We start from the raw sequence: 21,707 nt of genomic DNA, 5'->3' as shown, positions 1-21,707 counted from the left end.
ATATAAAATTTATGATCGATTAGGGTTTGCAAGAATGTTATTTATTATCAATGGATTTACAGTAGATAAAAAAAGCCGTTGGGATGCTTATATCTCAACGGCTTTCTAATCAGATTAATCGGGAATTAATTTTTTACTTTATCTAGGGTATGATCTATACCACTTTTTATTTTTTGAAGTGCTTCACTAATAGCAATGTGCATTTCACTAGCAGTTGCACTGGCAAAAATTGGTTCATGCCCTTCTAAACGAGCTTCAACATTACATTTCTTATCATCAGACCCACCTCTGCCAGCGTTTTCATCACTTAAATGCACTTCAATTCTAGTTAGGTGAGCATCAAATCTTTTTAATTTATCATTAAATAAATCTTTAATGTAAGTGTTAAAATCCTCTTTTCCATCAATGTGGTTGTCTGTATTAACCTGTATCGTCATCATAATTTTAAATTTATTAAAATTGTTCAATTTGCATACCAATATTGGTTTTCTTTAGGTTAATCTACTGGTTTGCCTTTTACCTTAAGTATCAAAATTAAAAGGGCATTAATGTTGTTAACTTGATGTCTAAACTATTCAATAATGAAATTTAAACAGATACTAACTTTAATTTTTATATCCTCTATGCTATTTATGTCCTGTTCTAAGGGCAGGCATGAAGAATTTGGAAGAGATTTAGCCAAAGCTTTTAAAAGTAAAAAATATAAAAACTTTGACACTACCGCTTACAATAAGATATTTAAAGCAGAACTCAAAAAACTAAGGCCTCAATTACATGACCCCAACTGGATAAGCAAAATTTACCAAGATGAAGATAAGGGGCTAACATTAGTTGGTGCGTTTTTGATCAATGGTAAATTAGATAGCCTTCACCAGTATTTATTAAACTCAAAATATCAAGGTTTGAATCCTCAATTTTTTCATGCTGATAAATTGACAGCTATCTTAGATATCGTGAAAACGAAAAAATTTAAAAACGTTGAGGAAAGCTACCCATATTTGGCACAGCTAGAACTGTATTCTGCCGATGGTTTGATCAATTACGCCAATATTTTAAAATATGGGGCCATAAACCCTAAAACGGTTTTAAGCAGGTATTATGTAAGTGTAGAACGCCCTGCCATTATTGATGCAAAAAAAGCTTTGGACCAGATAGATTTAACAAAATTTTTAGATGATGTGCAACCAAAAAATGGTTATTATCAGAGGTTATCAAACCTGTTAATCAATGACGATAAACCAGATAACACTCAAAAATTGAACAAAGAGGATAAAGAGAAGATTTATCTTTCTATGGAGCGTTTGAGATGGCCCGTTAAAGAATATAAGGGTAAATATTTATTGGTAAACATCCCAGAGTTTACCTTGCGCCTGATAGAAAACAACACTACGGATCTAAAAATGAAGGTTTGCGTTGGCGAGGCGGGCGGGCATGAGACCCCTATCTTAAGTGGAATGGTTGATAGGATGCAGATCAACCCCGTTTGGAACATCCCAAAAAGTATTGCTTCAACAGAGATTTTCAATAGCTTAAAAAACGACCCTTATTATTTAGAGTCTAAAAACATGGTGGCCTATAAAAACGGGGAGTTGGTAGAATCTGCTAACGTTGATTGGAACAATGCTAATATTGACGAGTATTCTTTTAAGCAAAACCCAGGGGCCGATAATTCTTTAGGGCAAATAAAGTTTATTTTCCAAAACCCTTATGCCATTTATTTACATGATACACCTGCACAGGCCATGTTTAAGCAAGATATGAGAGCTGTAAGCCATGGTTGTGTAAGGGTACAAGAACCTATGAAACTGCAAGAATTTTTATTGAACAATAAATCAAAATCTGAGGAAATTGTTAAAGAAACCAAAGCTGCCTCTTCGGGCGCAAAAGTAGAGGCAAGATGGGTAAAAATTAAGGACCCAGTTCCGGTGTTTATAGCTTATTATACCGCATGGACAAATGATGACGGACAGTTGATTTCTTCTAAAGATGTTTATGGTTACGATAAACTGTTATTGCCTAAATTTAAAGCGTATATGGCCACTTTATGATTTTGGTTTGTATTTTATCTTGAGGGATAGGATGATTACGGCCAATACCAATGTTATTCCGTTAGCTAACATTACGGGGGTATCGCTTTTCAAATAGCCGTATAAGAGCCATAAGAACACACCGCTAGAAAACATCAAGTACATCGAAAGCGAAATGCCTTCGGTGTTTTTTGTTTTTATGATTTTTATAGCTTGGGGGAGAAAGGAAAATGTTGTCCCAAAGGCAGCCAAGAGCCCTATTAAAGTTGTTAAATCCACTATTTTTTATCAAAATCTAAACGGATTGAAAAGACGTTACTGTACAAACCATCGCTTTGGTTGCCAATATCAGTAAGGGCATAATCAATAGAAAAATTTTTGATCTTGATACCAACGCCTAAATTTGGTTGTACGCTATAACTTTGTTTTCCGGTAAAATCCGTTATTTTTTGGATGTTTCCGATGCCTGTTCTTAAAAAAACCAATTTTTTATAATTGGCTTCTAAACCTAGGGTTGGATCAATACTTACCGGATCTGCCGAAACCAAAACGTTTCTTCTACCATCTGTGGTAAAATTGAAGTTAGCCTCTGATAATAAACCGATGTTTTTTGAGATTTGCGTATCATAAGCTGCTCCTAAAACAATTCTGGGCAAGGTGGTCTCGGTAGAATTTTTTGGAATGTCGTTCCCGGTAGCAGTATAAATACTAGAAAATTTATCGGGATTATAGCTCCAAGCATTAAAGGTTGTGGTAATGTCTCTTCCTACTGCGGCAAAAGTGAATTTGTTGAGTTTATATTGTGCCCCAACATCTAAACCAAAGCCCCAAGATTTACCATAATCCCCAACTATTCTGTGTATTACTTTAACATTGGCCCCATAGCTTAAACCGTTTCCTCCTTCTTTGCGGTTCTTTGCGTTTCTGGCGTAACTGAATAAAAAGGCATAATCTGCAGCCGAGAAAGATTTTACCCGATCGTAGTTAATATTACCGTCAGCATCGATCAATTCGGAGGTATCGGGTATGTCATCTACCCCAAATCTTATTAATGAAGCACTTACTACGGCAGTATTATCAGCTACAAAAGTTGCAAAACCGGCATAATCATATTTTGCTATGCCCGCAAAATATTCTGAGTGCATTAAGCTAGCTTGGGTCTGCGATTTCATATTTACCAATCCGGCAGGGTTCCAATAGCCAGAAGTTACATCGCTAGTAGAGGCAACCACAGAACCCGACATTCCAAAAGCCCTTGATCCTACGCCTATCTGTAAAAATTCATTAGAATATTTTCTGGTCTGGGCAAAAATTAGGGCAGGTAATAATAAGAAAAGTAAGAAGGTAAAGCGTTTATTCATTAATTTAATTGTGAATCAATCAGTTCAAATATATGAAGAAATTCTTCTGATAATTTACTTTTATAAAGTATTAAACTTTTGGTTAAGGTGTTTTTTTGTTCTTCTGTAAACGGGTCTTTCCACAATCTTTTACAAATCCGCTCTAAGGCATACGTAATTTTCTCTGGATTGGTATAACTGAACAAATATTTTTCTTTTTTAAAGATATTGAAAAAATGAAAAAACCTATCTGTATCTCCTATTCCGTTTTGGTAGATAAATTGTTTTAGCGTTTCTTCATTTACCTCGTTTATCAAACCGTAGAAGTGTTGGGCATTAATTAAATCTTCTGTGAGCAATAGGCTATCTAGCATTAATTCTAAACTTATATGCCCTAAAAAGAAAGGTTTTACGGGCGATCCCGCTATGGCATTTCTAATTAACAATTTAATTTGGTGCTGATGGTGCAAAAAGAAAGTAGAGCCATGAAAAAGTTGATCTACCTTTAAATGCCTTTTCCATCCTTTTAGTAATGATTTTTGATCTTCATCTTTAAATAAGCTGGAGTTTTTTTCTGGATATATGTTCCAAGATTTATCCGCATTCTTGATTAAATCTGGCAATACCATTCCAAGCACTTCATAAGGGTTATGGTTGTGCCTATCGAAATAATAATGAGATAAAAAATTCATACGTTATTTACCAATACGCAAATACAATTTAAACGATACATTAAAAGTGAATTGATATATTTGCGCTTTTACAATATAACACAATTTTTAAAAGATATTTCACATGAATTTTGTTGAAGAATTACGCTGGAGAGGTTTGCTACATGATATAATGCCGGGGACAGAAGAAGAACTTGCAAAAGGCATGGTAGCCGGATACATTGGTTTTGACCCTACCGCAGATTCTTTACACGTAGGTAGTTTGTTGCAAATCATCACATTGGTTAGGTTTCAACAGGCTGGGCACAAGCCTGTTGCATTGGTTGGGGGCGCTACCGGGATGGTGGGCGATCCATCGGGCAAATCGCAAGAAAGAAACTTGTTATCAGAAGAAATCCTTCATCATAATTTAAAAGGAATACAGGCGCAATTAGAACGTTTTTTAGATTTTGATCGTGGTGCCAATAGTGCAGAGATTGTAAATAATTATGATTGGTTCAAGAGTTTTACCTTCTTAGATTTTATACGTGATGTTGGTAAACATATTACGGTAAATTATATGATGGCGAAAGACTCTGTGAAGAAAAGACTAGAGAGTGAAGTTGGGATGTCTTTTACAGAATTTAGCTATCAGTTGGTACAGGGTTATGATTTTTATTATCTGTGGAAACATAAAAACTGTGTTTTGCAGATGGGAGGATCGGATCAATGGGGCAACATTGTAACCGGGACCGAATTGATCAGAAGGAAAGACGGTGGACAAGCTTTTGCGATAACTTCGCCGTTGATAAAAAAATCTGACGGCACAAAATTTGGTAAAACCGAGGGCGGTAACGTTTGGTTGGATGCCAATAAAACAAGCCCTTATCAATTTTATCAATTTTGGCTAAGCGCATCTGATGACGATGCTGCAAATTATATCAGGATATTCACTTTCTTCGATCAGCAAGAAATAGAAGGTTTTATTGCCGAACATTCCAAGGTTCCTCATCAAAGAAACTTACAAAAGATATTGGCAAAAGATATTACAGAGAGGGTTCATGGGGTAAAAGCTTTAGAAACGGCTTTAAAAACCACTGATTTCCTCTTTGGGTCTGGTTCTTTAGACTTTTTAAGATCCTTAACCGATAATGAGGTGTTTAATGTTTTTGAAGGGATTCCGCAATTTGAAATTTCTAGGCCAGATTTTGTGAATGGCTATGATGCTTTAACTTTGTTAGCAGATAAGACTTCTATTTTTCCATCAAAAGGGGAAGCGAGAAAGATGATCGTTGGCGGAGGAGTTTCTTTAAATAGGGAGAAATTAGGAGATGTGGATAAAGTTTTTACCGTTTTAGACCTCATAAACAATCAATTTTTAGTTGCCCAAAAAGGCAAGAAAAATTATTTTTTAATTGTTGTTAAATAAATTATATATTAGACAAAAATACATTATCTTTGTATAGATGTCTGATTTTGATAATAACAATTTAGTTTCTGAGCCAATTGCAGAGTATATTACTTCGTTTAGCAATTCGATACAGTTAACCCTTGCTTTTTTTGGGGGTTTAGCTGCTTTAAATTTGAATGATAAAATTGCTTCGGATTTTGATTTGATGCGATTGACTAGAAGAGGTATTCCCAAAAACGCCATGCTCAACTTTGTTAAAAAGATTTCTATCACTTTACAAGAATTTTCTAACATCATGCATATCTCTGATCGTACCTTTCAGCGTTTTGATGATACAACTTTGATAAAGTCAGAATATTCTGAAAAGGCATTAGAGCTTGCCCGTTTATATGCCCACGGCGAGGAGGTTTTTGGTTCTTTGGATAAATTTAAAATTTGGGTAAAAATGCCATCTCATGTATTTAAAAATGAGACACCGTTCTCTTTATTAGATACTTCTATAGGTTTTGATTTGGTTAAAAAAGAGTTGGGAAGGATACAACATGGCATATTTTCTTAAATGGAGCTTTACAGGTTAGGATCTTGCCAGTATGTAAATAATTTAAGCGGCGAAGGCTCTAGGATCTATGGCGGAAGATGGAATTCTGTTGGTATTGCTGCCGTTTATTTTACAACATCAAAAGCTTTGGCTGTTTTAGAATGTTTGGTCCATTTGCCGCCAAGGTTATTGCCTTACAATTTTTGTATGGCTAAATTTGAGTGTAATTTGCCTTTCCTCAAAATTGATGAAACAACATTGCCAACAGATTGGAATTCTTTTCCTTTTTTGGTTGATGTGCAGATAGTGGGGGATAAATTTCTCAAATATAACCAACTTGCTCTGCTTAGGGTTCCTTCTGCCATAGTGAAGGGCGAGTTCAATTTTATTTTAAACCCATTAAAAATAAAAGCTGATGATGTAATGAGTGTTGAGACTGAGGCTTTTTCTTTTGATGAAAGGTTGGTTTAGTTACCCACCATTAGATTACATCCCCTAATATCGCTGTCATCAAACCTGCCTAAAACTTCAAAAGTTCCATCGTTAAAGATTTTTCCCAAATCTTGGGTTGCTATAAAAGAACAAGAATGTACGTTTGCCAGGTCAATTATATTGATCCCCCCAGATTTCCCGTTTTCTAAAAATGTTAGTGGGTCATTTGTGTCCCTAATTAAAACTTTCATCCAAGGGGGTGTCTCAAAAATCCCTTCTCCTTCAGAATAAGCTTGCGAAAGTAGCTCTGTCATCCCATATTCAGAATGGATTTGTTTTACACCAAAACCTGCGCAAAGTATTTGATGCAGTTCTTCACGTACCATTTCTTTTCTTTTGCCTTTCATTCCTCCTGTTTCCATTACGATCAAGTCTGGGAAATTTAAAGGAAAGCTTTCTATAAAATCCAAAAGGGCATAGGTTACCCCAATCAATATCGTTTTCTGTTTTTTGGCTTTAAGCCGATCCAGTTTTTCTGATAATTGTTGATGATCATATAGGTAAAAACCACTTTCTGCATCATTGGATTTCCTTATCAAATCTTCAACCATATAGATAAGGGAAGAGCCTTCTCTTTCTAAGTAATTAGGTAGCAAAGCCAATATGCAATAATCTTCAATATTCCCATAAAACTGCTCAAAACCTTTGGTGTAACTGTTTTCATAGATCTTTACATCTTGTACCAAATGTTGGCTCGTTACCATCCCGGTTGTGCCAGAGCTAGAAAATGTTACATCGGCAAAAGCCTTGTCTTCTATAATTTTATGCGTTTTAAAAAATGATATAGGTAAAAAAGGAACCTGCCTATAATGCGTTACTTCATCGGGTTTAACCCTTAAACTTTTAACAAATAGTTGGTAAACCTCTATTGTGTGGTATTGAAGTTTAAAAACATCTAAACAGGTTTTGTTAAAATCAATTTCATCATGGATTTTAAAAACGTTCATCAATCAAATATAATTCAAAAATCGATTTTACAAATTCAAAAACCTTTAACTATTAAGCGATCTACCCAAACAAACGTGTAAATTGATTAAACTTTTTTAACAATTAATTCAATAAAATTATTCTTTTAGCGGTTAATTTTAAAATATCTTCAGGTTTTGTTGCAATGTTTATAAAATAACCTGTTAAACTTTGTATTTGTTTTCGATAATTAAACTATAATAAGCATATTAGCATTTGATTTTTTTTTTGGATAGATGAATAAGAATAAAACAAGCCCATTGGATAACAATGCGGATATAGATATAATAAAAGACCCTAAAGATACCTCAGACCATATTGAAGTAAGTGTTGATGAATTGGATGAGGAAGAGATACACCATGTTAATAACCCAATTGTTGGGCTAAAACCTATTGAAAAGGTATTTTTGGGGGCCGTAAAGGAAGTAAGGCAAGAAAACAATAAATATATCTTTAGCGATGGAGCTGCTTCTGTTGAAGTTAGGGTGGTGAGCGATGAAATCATCAGGATTAGGATGGCACCGCACAGCGTTTTCTTAGACGATTTTTCTTACGCTGTGCCAAGTTTAGACCAAAAAGTTGCCGTTTTTAATTTTAAAGAAGAAAAAACTTTCTATTCTGTTTCTACCAATACGGTTACCTGCAGAATAAACAAAGATAACTTTCTGATTTCTTTTGTTGATAACAATAACAAAGTTACCAACGAAGACCATTTGGCAATGCACTGGGAAGAAAACGCTAAATTTGGTGGCTATTATGTTTATTGCACCAAAAAAAGCAGTGAAAACGAAGCTTATTTTGGCCTAGGCGATAAACCAACGGATTTAAACCTTAGGGGCAAAAGATTACAAAATTGGAACTCCGATACTTATTCTTTTGCAAAACATCAAGATCCATTATACAGGAGCATACCTTTCTTTATTTCTTTAAAAGATGGAGACGCACACGGTATCTTCTTAGATAATACTTACAAAACACATTTCGATTTTGCACAAGAAGATGCTACCAAATTGAGTTTTTGGGCAGATGGTGGTGAACTGCAATATTATTATATCCACGGGCCGCACATGATGGATGTGGTAAAACGTTATAATTCTATTACTGGTACGCATAAATTGCCCCCAATTTGGGCTTTGGGTTATCATCAATGCAGGTGGAGTTATTATCCAGAATCTAAGGTTAAAGATTTAGCTCATCAGTTTAGGAGTAGAAAGATCCCTTGTGATGCGCTTTATTTGGACATAGATTATATGGATGGTTACAGGTGTTTTACTTGGAACAAAAAGTATTTTCCAAACCCTAAGAAAATGATGAAAGAACTATCTGATGATGGTTTTAAAACAGTGGTAATTATTGATCCGGGTATTAAAGTGGATGATAATTACTGGGTTTTTAAAGAAGGTAAAGAAAATAAATATTTCTGTCGCCGTAGCGATGATTATTTTATGGAAGGCCATGTTTGGCCGGGGCGTTGCCAATTCCCAGATTTTACCAACCCAGAAGTTAGGCAATGGTGGGGCGGCTTGTTTAAAGAACTAATAGAAGATGGGGTGGCAGGTGTTTGGAATGATATGAACGAACCTGCGGTATTTGGCGCAGGTACTTTCCCTGATGATGTGCGCCATAATTACGATGGTTTTAGAGGCTCTCACAGAAAAGCGCACAACGTTTATGGGATGCAAATGGTAAGGGCAACTTATGATGGCCTAAAGAAAATACAGAAAAACAAAAGGCCTTTTACCATTACAAGGGCTGGTTATTCTGGTGTGCAAAGGTATAGCTCTGTTTGGACAGGCGATAACGTTGCGAGTTGGGAACATCTAAAAATCGGTAGTTTACAAATGCAAAGACTTTCTATGTCTGGTTTGCCATTTGCAGGTACGGATATTGGCGGTTTTAGCGGAGAGCCAACAGGCGAATTATTTACGAGATGGATTCAGCTAGGCGTATTTTCTCCCTTTATGAGAGCGCATTCTGCAGGCGATACCGCAGAAAGGGAACCATGGAGTTTTGGGGAACAACTAGAAAACATCAATAGAAAGTTTATAGAATTAAGGTACAAGCTCCTTCCTTATATTTATAGTACATTTTGGGAGCATCACCGCTATGGCTTTCCTATTTTGCGGCCTGTGGTAATGATCGAGCAAGAAAATGACACCAACAGGTTTCGAGAAGATGAGTTTACCTTTGGCGATAAGATATTGGTTTGCCCAATATTAGATGAGGGAGCCACATCTCGCAACGTTTATATGCCAAAAGGCAAATGGTATGATTACTGGACGCATGAATTGTACGAAGGCGGGCAAGAACATTTAATTGATGCCCCTTTAGACTCTATGCCTATATTTGTTAAAGCAGGCTCTGTTATCCCAGAATATCCTATAATGCAGCATACTAATGAATTTGAGATCGAAGAATTGAAGTTCCAGATCTATTATTCTGATTGTGAGGTCAATTCATTTCAATTTGAAGACCATGGAGACACCTTTGGGTATGAACAAGATATCTACCTAGAGCGTAAATTCATAGTTAATGGCGATAAAAAATCGATGACCATTAAAAAATCTGTTGAAGGATTGTTTACCCCAAGATATGAAACTTATGAATTAAAGTTTATAGGATTACCATTTAAACCCTCTAAGATCATTATAGACGGTAAAGACTTTAAAGAAGAAATAGTTTTTGATGAGCTAAAAAGGATAAGGATCAATGTTTCTAAGTACTTTAAAAACATTCAGATTTTGAAGTAAAGCAAAGCCCAATTAATTTTGGGCTTTTTTGTTTAGATCCATTAAACTTTATTTTTTTTAACTAAAGTATATTAAACATGATTTAATGTGTAAATTGTTCAAATAATCCTCGCAAGATTAACTAACCAAATTAATACCCAATTAACATATTCTAGCTCTATGGCCAAGAAAATAAAAGAACAATCTGTAAAATTGAACGCGGCTGATAAAAAACCTTCCGGTAAAAAGGCCACGGTTAAAAGAGAACCCCACAAAGATAAAGTAGAACCAGAAAACACCTTAGTTGTAAAAAAACGAGCGGGAAAAAAATCGATTTTAGAAAACCTAACCGATGATAAAAACATACTGATCCCTAAAAAGGAAGAAAACAGATCGGTTTACGTTTATTCGAGATTTACGGATTTTGATATTTCTTTGTTCAGATCTGGTAAGCATTACAAGCTTTATGAAAAATTTGGGAGCCATGTTATAGAGCATAGGGGTATAACAGGCACTTATTTCGCCATTTGGGCTCCCAACGCCCATTATGTTTCTGTAATGGGAAATTTTAACTATTGGGATAAAGGCACCCATCCATTGTACGTAAGATGGGATGGATCTGGGATCTGGGAAGGTTTTATTCCCAACGTAGGTAACGGCGAGGCCTATAAATACTTTATAAACTCTACCACCGGAGAAGATTTAGAAAAAGCAGACCCCTATGCCCTAAGATTTGAAGAGCCACCACGTACCGCATCTATAGTTTGGGATAATTGGTATGAATGGAAAGATGCCTCATGGATGAGAAAAAGGCATAAAAACAATGCTTTAAACCAACCAATGGCGGTTTATGAAGTCCATTTTGGCTCTTGGGCAAGAGGGATAGAATCACCAGACCAATATGTTTCTTATAGAGACATGGCCTATAAATTAGTGCCTTATGTTAAAGAAATGGGCTTTACCCATGTAGAGTTTATGCCATTGATGGAGCATCCATTTTACCCTAGTTGGGGCTACCAGATCACCGGTTATTTTGCGGCCAGTTGCAGATATGGTACCCCTCAAGATCTAATGTACCTAATAGAAGAGTTCCATAAAAATGATATTGGAGTAATAATGGATTGGGTGCCATCACATTTCCCCGGAGATGCGCATGGCCTTTATAATTTTGATGGCTCCCATCTTTATGAACATGCCGATATGAAGAAAGGTTTCCATCCCGATTGGAAATCATACATTTTTAACTATGGGCGTAATGAGGTACGTTCTTTTTTAATCTCTAATGCCATTTTTTGGTTAGATAGGTACCATGTTGATGGTTTAAGGGTAGATGCCGTAGCATCGATGTTATATTTGGATTACTCTAGAGAAGAAGGAGAATGGATACCGAATGAATTTGGCGGAAGAGAGAATTTAGAAGCCATTTCTTTATTAAAAGAATTTAACGAAGCGGTTTATGCCAATTTTCCTGATGTGCAAACGATAGCAGAAGAATCTACCTCTTTCCCAGGAGTTAGCCACCCAACTTATACAGGTGGTTTAGGTTTCGGGCAAAAATGGATGATGGGATGGATGAACGATACCCTAAGCTATTTTGCAGAAGATCCAATCAATAGAAAATACCATCATTCTGAACTTACTTTTAGTACTATTTACGCCTTTACAGAGAATTTTATGCTACCGCTATCGCATGATGAAGTGGTACATGGAAAAAAATCTTTGATCTATAAAATGCCCGGAGACGAGTGGCAGCAGTTTGCAAATTTGAGATTACTTTATAGCTATATGTGGACCCATCCTGGGACAAAATTGCTGTTTATGGGTAACGAGTTTGCACAAACAAAAGAATGGGACCCTACGCACTCTTTAGATTGGCATTTGTTAGAATATGCTCCACACCAAGGCATCAAGAAAACGGTAATGGCATTAAACAAGCTTTATAAGCAAGAACCGGCATTATACGAGCGAAGTTTTGATGGCAACGGTTTTGAATGGTTGGTTAATGATGATTGGGAAAATTCTGTTGTGGTTTTTGCCAGAAAAGGTTATGATCCAAAAAACGATTTAGTGATTGCTCTTAATTTAACCCCTGTGCCTAGATGCAATTACAGGTTTGGGGTTTCTAAGCCTGGTGTTTATAAAGAAATTTTCAATTCAGATGCTCAAGAGTTTTGGGGAAGTGGCATTACCAATTCTGTTAAAAGATCTGAGGAAAAGGGAAGTCATTGGAAAGCAAATTCCATAGAAGTAAATATACCTCCTTTAGGGATGGTGGTTTTTAAAGCACAATAGAGTTAACATTGTCATGCGATTACAAGCTTGTGTTTTATAATTTGCTTTATCAATAAAACTCTACTAATTTAGTAGTATAAATTAAAAGAAATATATTATGTTAAGATTAGGTGATATAGCTCCGAATTTTAAGGCCAAGACCTCAAACGGAGAAATAGATTTTTATGATTATTTAGGCGATAGTTGGGGGGTGCTTTTCTCTCATCCGGCAGATTATACGCCCGTTTGTACAACAGAATTGGGCCGTACGGCTTCTTTAAAACCAGAGTTTGATAAAAGAAATGTTAAAGTGATGGCTTTGAGCGTAGATTCTGTAGAATCTCACAAAGGTTGGATAAATGATATTAACGAGACCCAAAACACAGAAGTTAATTTTCCTATTATCGCAGATGAAGATAAGAGCATTTCAGAAGCTTACGGAATGCTACATCCAAACGCTTCCGCAACATTAACTGTTAGGTCTTTGTTTATCATAGCACCAGATAAAACGGTTAAATTGATAATTACCTACCCAGCATCAACGGGAAGAAATTTCCAAGAAATCTTGAGGGTGATAGATTCATTACAATTAACTGCTTACCATAGCGTAGCCACACCTGCAGATTGGAAAGATGGCGAAGATGTAGTTGTTTCACCTGCTATCAAAACAGAAGATATCCCAGCTAAATTCCCAAAAGGGCATAAAGTGATCAAGCCTTATTTGAGAACCACACCTCAACCAAATAAATAATTTAGTTTGTTTGATAGAAAATAATTATAAATTTGGGTATTAACAAAATAACAATCAAGTTCTTGTTACTTTACAGACGTTGGTTTTATTTTAACTATAAATTTTAAAAATCAATTTTTTATGGAAACAGGTACAGTAAAATGGTTTAACGCTCAAAAAGGATTTGGATTTATTATTTTCCAAGGGAAAGATATCTTTGTCCACTTCAAAGATGTAGAAGGTGGGGTTAATGGAATTAAAGATAATGATAATGTTGAGTTTGAGGTTTCTGAAGGTAAAAAAGGGCCACAAGCGGTAAACGTTAGAAAAGTATAAATCAAATATTATTTTTTAAAGCCCCGCTAATTTAGCTGGGCTTTTTTTGTTAAATACCCTTTTTCACAAAAAAAGCCGATTTTTAATAAAACCGGCCGTTAAAATATTTTATATCTATCCGTTAAATATCGAAAGAGAAATCATCATCTGATTTTACTGGTGCACCATCTGGGTTAAACTCATATTTTTTTTCTACCACTTCTTGGTTAGCCTTAATATAATCTACGGTATCTGTTAAACCTTCGGCAAACTTTTCAAAATCTTCTTTATATAAAAAGATTTTATGCTTGATGAACACACCATCCTCCAATCTTTTTTTGCTCTCTGTGATGGTAATGTAGTAATCGTTAGATCTAGTAGCTTTTACATCAAAGAAATAGGTTCTTTTGCCGGCCCTTACCTTCTTAGAGTAAACTTCTTCTCTTTCCCTGTTATCGTAATCTCCCATTATAAAATAAATTTGTGGTTTGTTGCGGTAAATAAATAAAGAAAATACCGAAGTTCCAAATAAACCATCAAAGTTTAAGATAATTCTTGCTGTTCTTCTAATAATTGTTTCTCGTAAAGCTCAAAATAAACTCCTTTTTTATCCATTAAAATATCATGTGTGCCCTGTTCTACAATTTCGCCATTATCCAATACAATAATTTTATCTGCATTTTTTATGGTAGAAACCCTGTGTGCAATTATGATACTTGTTTTGCCTTTCATAACCTTGCCCAGGCTGTTTAAGATCTCTTCTTCTGTTTTGGTATCTACGGCAGAAAGGCAATCATCAAAGATTAAGATTTGCGGAGATTTTATAATCGCCCTAGCTATGGAAACCCGTTGCTTTTGCCCACCAGATAAAGTAATCCCCCTCTCACCAATAAAGGTTTCAAACTTTTTATCAAATGCAATGATGTTTTTATAAACTGCGGCATCTTTTGCGGCTTGCTCTACCTGCTGCATATCCAATTTATCTTGCCCAAAGGCTATGTTTCTTGCGATGGTATCAGAAAACAAAAAGACCTCTTGAGGCACAAAGCCTGTTTGGCTTCTATAATCTTCTAAGTTTAGGTATTTGATGTCTGTACCATCTATTCTTATAGCGCCCTTATCAACATCGTACATCCTCATTACCAAATTGGCAATGGTAGATTTACCAGACCCCGTTCTCCCGATTATGGCCAATAATTGCCCCTCTTTAATATCAAAAGAAATATTTTTTAGGGCTTGTATGCCTGTATCGGGATAGGTAAAGCTTACATTCTCAAAAGCGATTGTGCCATTAACTTTTAAAGGGTTTGGGTTTGGATTGCTGATCTCTGGTTTAATTTTTAAGAACTGATTGATCCTTTTTTGCGATGCAGCAGCTCTTTGAATTAACGAGGTTACCCATCCTAAAGATGTAACAGGGAAGGTGAGCTGGTTTACATAAACAATAAATTCTGCAATGTTACCGCTGCTTATTTTGCCGTTTATTACCTGTATACCGCCAATATAAACGGTAATAATTGTACTTAAGCCCACCATTAAAAGCATGGTTGGGAAAAAAAAAGCTTGCACCCTAACCAGTGATAATGATTCTGATTTATAAGCTTCGCTTTCTTTGGCAAACCCTTCTCTTATGTTTTCTTCCCGCACATAAGATTTTATAACCCTAATCCCAGAAAAAGTTTCTTGCACAAAAGATGATAGCGTACTTAAACGTTTCTGAATTTTCTCGCTTTTATGGTTGATGATATTATTTACATAATAGATGGTAATTGCAAGAAGTGGGAGCGGTGCCAAACAGTATAAAGCCAATTTTACGTTTACGTTTAGCATTGCGATGATGATCAAAACGAATAATATGGAAGTGTTAATGGTGTACATGATAGCTGGCCCAACATACATCCTCACTCGGCTTACATCTTCTGTAACCCTATTCATTAAATCGCCGGTATTGTTTCTTCTGTAAAAAGCTAGAGAGAGTTTTTGGTATTGCTGGTAGATTTCGTTCTTAAGGTCGAACTCTATATGCCTGCTGGTTAAAATGATGGTTTGGCGCATAAAAAACAAGAACAGACCTCTTATTAAAGCGATAACGATAACCAATCCCCCAAAAAACAACAGGCTAGAACCAAAAATATCTAGTATCAATGCTTGTTTATCAAAACCATTAAACAGGCGGTAAAGAGCTATGTTTTCGTTAACCAAATCAAAAGCGATACGTATGATTTGTGCGGGTATAACGGCAAAGAAATTAGATATAATTACAAATACGACCCCAGGTAATAGCTTCCATTTATATTTTAAGAAGAATTTATTTAAATAGGCAAGTTCTTTCATATATTCTGTTTACAAAAGTAGGGATTTTTAAGTATAAAGCATCAAGACCGCTTCGCTTAAAGGGCCAAGAGTGAAGAACGAAGAATCGAGACCGCTTCGCTTAAAGAGGCAAGAGTGAAGAACGAAGAATCGAGACCGCTTCGCTGAAAGAGCCAAGAATGAAGGCTGTCTTATGGTAAGAATTAACCTTGCTTTGCTGCTAAAACAAAGATTAAACAGTAAAACTATGCCTTTTAAACCGATTTATTTTCTGACACCGATAAAAAAATCTACTTTTGCACCACAGATAGCTTCAATAGCTTCAATTTTTGCCGTATATGTCATCCGTTAAACTAGAAGAAAACTCAATTTTTAATCAACTTAGTGCTTGCGGTCATCAAAAAGTTGTTTTTTGTAATGATGATTACACAGGTCTAAAAGCGATCATCGCCATACATGATACCACATTGGGCCCAGCAATTGGCGGTACTAGGATGTGGTCTTACAAAACAGAGCAAGACGCATTAAACGATGTTTTGAGGTTATCCCAAGCCATGACTTATAAGGCTGCAATAACCGGCTTAAATTTAGGCGGTGGTAAAGCAGTAATCATTGGCGATAGCAGAACGGATAAATCTGAAGCAATGATGCGCAGGTTTGGCAGGTTTATAGAAGACCTAAACGGAACTTTTATTACGGCCGCAGAGGTTGGTACCGGCACAAAAGATATGGAATATATCCGTATGGAGACCGAGTATGTTACCGGGGTGCCTGAAAGTGTTGGCGGTAGTGGAGACCCTTCGCCAATTACTGCAAGAGGGGTTTTTATGGGGATAAAAGCTTGTGTAAAAGAGCTTTTTGGTACAGATAGTTTAGCCGGGAGGATCGTTGCGGTGCAAGGTGCCGGGCATGTAGGCGAGTATTTGGTAAGTTTGTTAAGGGCAGAAAACGCAAAAGTTTATGTGAGCGATATTAACGAGGAGCGTTTAGGCAAGGTGGCCAAAAGGTACGGAGCGGAGGTGGTAAACAACAATCAGCTTTTTGATCTTGATTTTGATGTTTATGCACCGTGTGCTTTGGGAGCAACCGTTAATTCAGAAACTATCGGCAAAATGAAATGCAGTATAGTTGCTGGATCTGCCAATAACCAATTGGCAGATGAAAAAATAGACGGGCAATTGCTATTGGATAAAGGTATTTTATACGCCCCAGATTATTTGATCAATGCGGGTGGTTTAATAAATTGTTACTCTGAAATAGCCGGTTATAATAAAAAGAGAACCATGCAACTGGCCGATAATATTTACGAGGCAACAAGGGAAGTACTTAAAAAATCAAAAGCAGAAAAAATACCCACTAGTTTGGCCGCCAACAAAATCGCAGAAAAGAGAATCCAAGACATCAAAAAAATAAAATCAACTTATTAATTATAATTTTACGGGTTTTAAAAACCAAATCGTTCTTTAAAAATGTTAAATAGAAGGCACCTAAGGGTAAAAGTAATGCAGGTTTTGTATGCTTTTCAACAATCAGAGGTTAAGGATATTCGGCTTCAAGAAAAAAATCTTTTAGCAAGTGTTGATAAGGTTTTTGAAATGTATATCAGTTTATTGGCATTGATCGTTGATGTTACCCAATATGCAGAAATAGATGCCATTGATAGGGCAAACAAACATTTGCCTACCGAAGATGATCTAAATGCTAACCTTAAAGTTTTAAACAATTTATTTGTTAAAATTTTACTCAACAATAATGAATACCTAACGGCAGTTAAGAAGTATAAAACCTCTTGGGATTTTGATCCCGAATTGGCTAGGTCTTTATTTGCCGCCTTGAGGGCATCTGAAGAGTATAAAGATTACATAAAAAGCTCAGAGCATGACCTCCATACCGACAAAGATTTAATCAAGTTTATCTTTAAAAAAGTTATCTTAAAATCTACTTTAGCGCAACAGGCTTTGGAAGAAAAACATCTGAACTGGCAGGTAGATCAAGATGTTTTGCAGGCCATGATCGCTAAGACCCTAAAGAACTTTGATTCTGAGACCGGTAAAAATGATTTAGCAAGTATTAGTGTTAATTGGTTAGAAGACAAAGAATTTATATTAGATCTTTTTCAGAAAACTATTGCCAACAATGATAGTTTCCAAGAGATGATCGTGGTAAAAACAAAAAATTGGGAAGCAGATAGGATTGCACTTGTAGATGTGATTTTAATGAAAATGGCTTTGGCAGAATTTGTTTTCTTTACCAGCATCCCTTTAAAAGTAACCATTAACGAATATTTAGAAATAGCCAAAGAATTTAGCACACCAAAAAGCAATTCGTTTATAAATGGTATTTTAGACAAAATTTTAGACGATTTAAAAAATCAAGGAAAAATCAAAAAATACGGAAGAGGATTATTATAATGAAAAAATTAGTTTTTAGTTTATTAACCCTGGTTGTTTTAGCATCTTGTAACAATAACAAAGCTTCAACAGCAAACCAGGATAGTTCTGTTGTTAACCAAGGATCATCTGTTAACCAAGCAAGCGCACCTAAATTTAAGTTTGAAAACAATGTACATGATTTTGGGAAGATAACAGAAGGAGAAAAGGTTTCTTACAATTATGAGTTTACCAACGTTGGAAAAACACCTTTGATCATCAAAGAGGCAATCGCGTCTTGCGGTTGTACCATCCCAGAGCCTCCAAAAGATCCAATCTCGCCAGGGGCAAAAGGTATCATCAAGGTTGTTTTTAATAGTACTGGCAAAGAAGGATTGCAAGACAAGGTAATTACCATTACCGCAAATACCATCCCAGCACAAACACAAGTTCATTTAATAGGAGAAGTAACAAAAAAATAATAAATATATAAACATGTTAAATTTGATTTTATTAGAATTACCAGCCAATATCATGAGTTTTTTACCTATGGTATTAATTGTTGTGGTGTTTTATTTTTTTATGATAAGGCCACAGATGAAAAAAGCAAAAGACCATAAAAAGTTTGTTGCAGAACTTAAAAAAGGTGATAAAGTGATTACTACGGCAGGTATTCACGGTAAAATTGCAGATATGAACGAAACTACCTTCTTGATAGAAACTGAAGGTGGCGGTAAGATCAGGTTTGATAAATCTGCAGTTTCCTTAGATGCCTCTAAGGTAATAAACGCATAATATTTAAGTTGTAGATAACAAGGATGCCGTTTTGGAAAAAACGGCATTTTTTGTTAAAAACCTTTTTATAATTCGCTAATTGATACCTTTAACGTAAAATTGTAATTATGGCTATCATTAAATTATCTGCAATAGAAAGAAGAAAACTTACCATCTTCTTTACTTGCTTAATCTTAGCAGTTTTAGCATGGTTGTTTTTTTCGCTTTCTAACAATTATGAATATGAAGTAAAGACCGCCGTAATTTTCAAAAACCCGCCTTTAAACAAAGCTTTTAATCCCTTACAGTCAGATACAGTGGTTTTAACCGTTCAAGGGACGGGCTGGCAATTGTTATTTACCAAATTAAGGATCTACCCCAAAGATGTAAAAGTTAGTTTGGCACCTCTAAAAAATAGAAATTTTATCACTTTTACCAACCAGTTGAAAGACATTAACCAAGAGTATTCTTCACAACAGCAAATTGTTAGCGTTGTGCCAGATACACTTTATTTTGATTTTACTACAAGAAAAGTTAAGAGGGTGCCTATTAAATTGGTTACCAAGCTTTCTTTTATCAAACAGTTTGGGCAATCAAACCAGGTGGTTTTAGACCCAAAAGAAGTAACCGTAACTGGGCCCCAGAAAGAGTTAGATAAAATTACTTATTGGCCAACAGATACGCTAGATAAAAATAAAGTTAATGTAGATATAATACAAAACGTTAGTTTAAAACAACCCGATGAAAACAATATTTCTGTTTTCCCCTCGCAAACATTGGCTAAAATACCGATAGAAGAATTTACAGAAAAAACATTTAAAATACCCGTTAAGGTAATCAATAATAAAGAATACTATAATATTAAGCTGATACCAGAAAAGGTTAAAATAGTTTTTATGGTTCCTTTATCGGCTTATGCCAATGTAAATGAAAGCGATTTTGTGGCAACGGTAGATTTTAATTTATGGAAAAACGATAAAATGCAACAACTGCCCATTGTTATAGAAAAGAAAAAACCTTTTTTAAAGTTTAGAAGGGTAGAACCAAATCAAATAGATTTTTTTATAAGGAAATGATGTTTAAAGTTGGTATAACCGGAGGTATCGGTAGCGGAAAAACTACTGTTTGTAAAATATTTGAGCTTTTACACATCCCGGTGTTTTATGCAGATGATGCCGCAAAAGAATTAATGATTAGCGATGGATCTTTAATGGAAGCCATAAGACAAAATTTTGGGTCTAAAGCCTATCTTGCAAACGGCAACCTAAATAGAAAGCATATTGCAAACCAAGTTTTTAATTCTCCTGAGAAGTTGAATATATTAAACTCTTTGGTACACCCAAAGGTTTTTGAAGCAATGGATATTTGGAGCCAAAAACAAAAATCTCCTTATGTAACAAAAGAAGCAGCTTTACTTTTCGAGAGTAGATCTTACTTAAAAAACAACATCAATATTTTGGTGAGCTCTCCTTTAGAATTGCGTATCAAAAGAATAATGCTGAGGGACCGTATCAGCAATGAAAAAGTGCAAGAAAGAATCAACAATCAACTTTCAGAGGCAAAAAAACAGGAGCTGGCAGATTATATCGTTTACAACAATGAGGTTGATCTTCTGATCCCCCAAGTGCTAAAACTACACCGGGTATTTTTAAATAAGGCCCAACATACCTAACATTTAATGGAAGACGATTTTTTGATTAAAACGCCACAGGGTTTATATTGTAAATACGGAGATTTTTATATTGATGCAATTTTGCCGGTAAACAATGTGGTCATTTCCCATGCCCATGGTGATCATGCAAGGCCAAACAATCACCACGTTTTTTGTACCTGCCCAACCAAAGAAATTATGGTGCTAAGGTTTAAAAAAAATGCAGGTAAACACTTTCATTTATATAATTATCATCAAGAATTTAAGATAGGAGAGGTGTTAATTTCTTTCCTATCGGCAGGGCACATCATTGGCTCTGCAATGATCAAGATGGTATATAAAAATGTAACTTACCTCTACACTGGCGATTATAAATTACAAGAAGATGCCACTTGCCAACCCATAGAATTTTGTAAAGCAGATGTTTTGATTACAGAAACAACTTTTGCAAACCCAGAAACCAAACATCCAGATCCAGCAAAAGAAATTGAAAAACTCAATAGTATCCATCAAAATATTTTACTAGGTGTTTATGGTTTGGGCAAGGCGCAGCGTATTACGCAACTCATCAATAAAATTTGTCCCCAAAAAAACGTTTTGGTTCATTATTCCATTTACCCAATACATCAACTTTATCAAAAACAAGGGTATGATTTAGGTAAATACCAATTTTATGATCGTAAATGGATAAAACAACACCAAACAAACCAGGTTTATTTAGTACCCCCGCTTACTTTTAACGCTTACGGTAAAGCGATCAATCTGGTTAAGATCTTTGCATCTGGTTGGGATAATATACAAAAAGGGAATGATGAAAAGCTCTATATTTCTGATCATGTAGATTGGGAAGGTATCTTGCAAACCATTAAAATTGTATCGCCAAAAAAAGTTTGGACACTACATGGCGATGGTAAAAATTTAAAGCATTATTTTAGCGATAGTTTAGAGGTAAAGATTCTTTAGATGTTAATAGAAAAGATAGATTATTATATTAACGCAGATGGTAACTACGTTTTTACAGAAAAATATCATTTAAACAGAGGGTATTGTTGTAAGAACGAGTGTAAACATTGTCCCTGGAAATATAAGAAAGCACAAAAAAACAATCAAAACTCCAAATAACCATCAATT

23 protein-coding genes are annotated in these 21,707 nt (G+C 35.4%); 16 read left to right on the top strand and 7 right to left on the bottom strand.

All coding sequences use genetic code 11. The features are described 5' to 3' along the window. Window positions 1-125 precede the first annotated feature (125 nt). Window positions 126-440, bottom strand: coding sequence for an HPF/RaiA family ribosome-associated protein (locus I5M32_RS08385; RefSeq protein WP_200585779.1), 315 nt, complete (start codon window positions 438-440; stop codon window positions 126-128). A 141-nt stretch (window positions 441-581) separates the two neighbouring features. On the opposite strand from I5M32_RS08385, the gene I5M32_RS08380 reads away from it, so the two are divergent. Then, complete coding sequence (locus I5M32_RS08380) at window positions 582-2,048, top strand: L,D-transpeptidase family protein (protein WP_234461903.1); 1,467 nt, start codon at window positions 582-584, stop codon at window positions 2,046-2,048. On the opposite strand, the gene I5M32_RS08375 is transcribed toward I5M32_RS08380, so the two are convergent. The 3 genes from I5M32_RS08375 to I5M32_RS08365 are packed head-to-tail and all read right to left on the bottom strand — an operon-like array spanning window position 2,043 to window position 4,059. Next, a complete protein-coding gene (locus I5M32_RS08375; RefSeq protein ID WP_317193112.1) occupies window positions 2,043-2,306 on the bottom strand; it encodes a SemiSWEET family sugar transporter in 264 nt (87 codons plus the stop codon). The genes I5M32_RS08380 and I5M32_RS08375 overlap by 6 nt on opposite strands. Then, the gene (locus tag I5M32_RS08370) at window positions 2,306-3,388 is read right to left on the bottom strand and encodes a putative type IX sorting system protein PorV2 (RefSeq protein WP_200585778.1); all 1,083 of its coding nucleotides are present in this window, start codon (window positions 3,386-3,388) and stop codon (window positions 2,306-2,308) included. Before I5M32_RS08370 ends, I5M32_RS08375 begins: the two co-directional genes overlap by 1 nt. Further along, window positions 3,388-4,059 (bottom strand): hypothetical protein, encoded by a 672-nt coding sequence (locus I5M32_RS08365; protein ID WP_200585777.1) that lies wholly within the window; start codon window positions 4,057-4,059, stop codon window positions 3,388-3,390. Before I5M32_RS08365 ends, I5M32_RS08370 begins: the two co-directional genes overlap by 1 nt. Window positions 4,060-4,162: 103 nt before the next feature. On the opposite strand from I5M32_RS08365, the gene tyrS reads away from it, so the two are divergent. Genes tyrS through I5M32_RS08350 form a run of 3 tightly spaced genes read left to right on the top strand, consistent with a single transcriptional unit; the run spans window position 4,163 to window position 6,437 of the window. Next, window positions 4,163-5,446, top strand: a complete 1,284-nt coding sequence (gene tyrS / locus I5M32_RS08360; RefSeq protein WP_200585776.1) for a tyrosine--tRNA ligase — start codon at window positions 4,163-4,165, stop codon at window positions 5,444-5,446. 37 nt (window positions 5,447-5,483) lie between these two features. Continuing rightward, complete coding sequence (gene parS, locus I5M32_RS08355; protein WP_200585775.1) at window positions 5,484-5,987, top strand: type II RES/Xre toxin-antitoxin system antitoxin; 504 nt, start codon at window positions 5,484-5,486, stop codon at window positions 5,985-5,987. Beyond that, window positions 5,988-6,437, top strand: a complete 450-nt coding sequence (locus I5M32_RS08350) for an RES family NAD+ phosphorylase (RefSeq protein ID WP_200585774.1) — start codon at window positions 5,988-5,990, stop codon at window positions 6,435-6,437. On the opposite strand, the gene I5M32_RS08345 is transcribed toward I5M32_RS08350, so the two are convergent. Beyond that, entirely contained in the window at window positions 6,434-7,405 is a 972-nt protein-coding gene (locus tag I5M32_RS08345; RefSeq protein ID WP_200585773.1) for a LuxE/PaaK family acyltransferase, read from the bottom strand. The two genes, I5M32_RS08350 and I5M32_RS08345, sit on opposite strands and share 4 nt — an antisense overlap. 255 nt (window positions 7,406-7,660) lie before the next feature. Between I5M32_RS08345 and I5M32_RS08340 the strand changes: the two genes are divergently transcribed. From I5M32_RS08340 to I5M32_RS08325, 4 genes are all read left to right on the top strand, one after another. Beyond that, entirely contained in the window at window positions 7,661-10,174 is a 2,514-nt protein-coding gene (locus tag I5M32_RS08340; protein ID WP_200585772.1) for a glycoside hydrolase family 31 protein, read from the top strand. A gap of 159 nt (window positions 10,175-10,333) precedes the next feature. Next, window positions 10,334-12,445 (top strand): 1,4-alpha-glucan branching protein GlgB, encoded by a 2,112-nt coding sequence (gene glgB / locus I5M32_RS08335; protein WP_200585771.1) that lies wholly within the window; start codon window positions 10,334-10,336, stop codon window positions 12,443-12,445. A 94-nt stretch (window positions 12,446-12,539) separates the two neighbouring features. After that, window positions 12,540-13,175 (top strand): peroxiredoxin, encoded by a 636-nt coding sequence (locus I5M32_RS08330; RefSeq protein ID WP_200585856.1) that lies wholly within the window; start codon window positions 12,540-12,542, stop codon window positions 13,173-13,175. 120 nt (window positions 13,176-13,295) lie between these two features. Next, window positions 13,296-13,490, top strand: a complete 195-nt coding sequence (locus tag I5M32_RS08325; RefSeq protein WP_200585770.1) for a cold-shock protein — start codon at window positions 13,296-13,298, stop codon at window positions 13,488-13,490. 121 nt (window positions 13,491-13,611) lie between these two features. Here I5M32_RS08325 and I5M32_RS08320 read toward each other — a convergent pair whose 3' ends face one another. Both I5M32_RS08320 and I5M32_RS08315 read right to left on the bottom strand, forming a co-directional pair. After that, window positions 13,612-13,938 (bottom strand): DUF3276 family protein, encoded by a 327-nt coding sequence (locus I5M32_RS08320; RefSeq protein ID WP_200585769.1) that lies wholly within the window; start codon window positions 13,936-13,938, stop codon window positions 13,612-13,614. Window positions 13,939-14,012: 74 nt separating this feature from the next. Continuing rightward, window positions 14,013-15,803 (bottom strand): ABC transporter ATP-binding protein, encoded by a 1,791-nt coding sequence (locus I5M32_RS08315; protein WP_200585768.1) that lies wholly within the window; start codon window positions 15,801-15,803, stop codon window positions 14,013-14,015. A gap of 317 nt (window positions 15,804-16,120) precedes the next feature. On the opposite strand from I5M32_RS08315, the gene I5M32_RS08310 reads away from it, so the two are divergent. The 8 genes from I5M32_RS08310 (at window position 16,121) to I5M32_RS08275 (ending at window position 21,698) form a co-directional block, all read left to right on the top strand. After that, entirely contained in the window at window positions 16,121-17,209 is a 1,089-nt protein-coding gene (locus I5M32_RS08310; RefSeq protein WP_200585767.1) for a Glu/Leu/Phe/Val family dehydrogenase, read from the top strand. A 42-nt stretch (window positions 17,210-17,251) separates the two neighbouring features. Then, window positions 17,252-18,193, top strand: coding sequence for a transcription antitermination factor NusB (gene nusB / locus I5M32_RS08305; RefSeq protein ID WP_200585766.1), 942 nt, complete (start codon window positions 17,252-17,254; stop codon window positions 18,191-18,193). Continuing rightward, on the top strand, window positions 18,193-18,633 hold the full coding sequence (locus I5M32_RS08300) for a DUF1573 domain-containing protein (RefSeq protein ID WP_200585765.1): 441 nt from the start codon (window positions 18,193-18,195) through the stop codon (window positions 18,631-18,633). The genes nusB and I5M32_RS08300 overlap by 1 nt, the downstream gene beginning before the upstream one ends. A gap of 13 nt (window positions 18,634-18,646) precedes the next feature. Next, entirely contained in the window at window positions 18,647-18,946 is a 300-nt protein-coding gene (gene yajC / locus I5M32_RS08295) for a preprotein translocase subunit YajC (RefSeq protein WP_200585764.1), read from the top strand. A 107-nt stretch (window positions 18,947-19,053) separates the two neighbouring features. After that, the gene (locus I5M32_RS08290) at window positions 19,054-20,001 is read left to right on the top strand and encodes a CdaR family protein (RefSeq protein ID WP_200585763.1); all 948 of its coding nucleotides are present in this window, start codon (window positions 19,054-19,056) and stop codon (window positions 19,999-20,001) included. Next, entirely contained in the window at window positions 19,998-20,597 is a 600-nt protein-coding gene (coaE, locus tag I5M32_RS08285) for a dephospho-CoA kinase (protein WP_317193110.1), read from the top strand. The genes I5M32_RS08290 and coaE overlap by 4 nt, the downstream gene beginning before the upstream one ends. A gap of 6 nt (window positions 20,598-20,603) precedes the next feature. Beyond that, entirely contained in the window at window positions 20,604-21,539 is a 936-nt protein-coding gene (locus I5M32_RS08280; RefSeq protein ID WP_200585762.1) for an MBL fold metallo-hydrolase, read from the top strand. Then, window positions 21,540-21,698, top strand: coding sequence for a DUF5522 domain-containing protein (locus tag I5M32_RS08275; RefSeq protein ID WP_200585761.1), 159 nt, complete (start codon window positions 21,540-21,542; stop codon window positions 21,696-21,698). Window positions 21,699-21,707: the final 9 nt, after the last annotated feature.

Origin of the sequence: Pedobacter segetis, assembly GCF_016623585.1 — a bacterium.
In the GTDB taxonomy this organism is placed as follows: domain Bacteria; phylum Bacteroidota; class Bacteroidia; order Sphingobacteriales; family Sphingobacteriaceae; genus Pseudopedobacter; species Pseudopedobacter segetis.
This window is presented reverse-complemented; position numbering and strand designations above follow the sequence as displayed.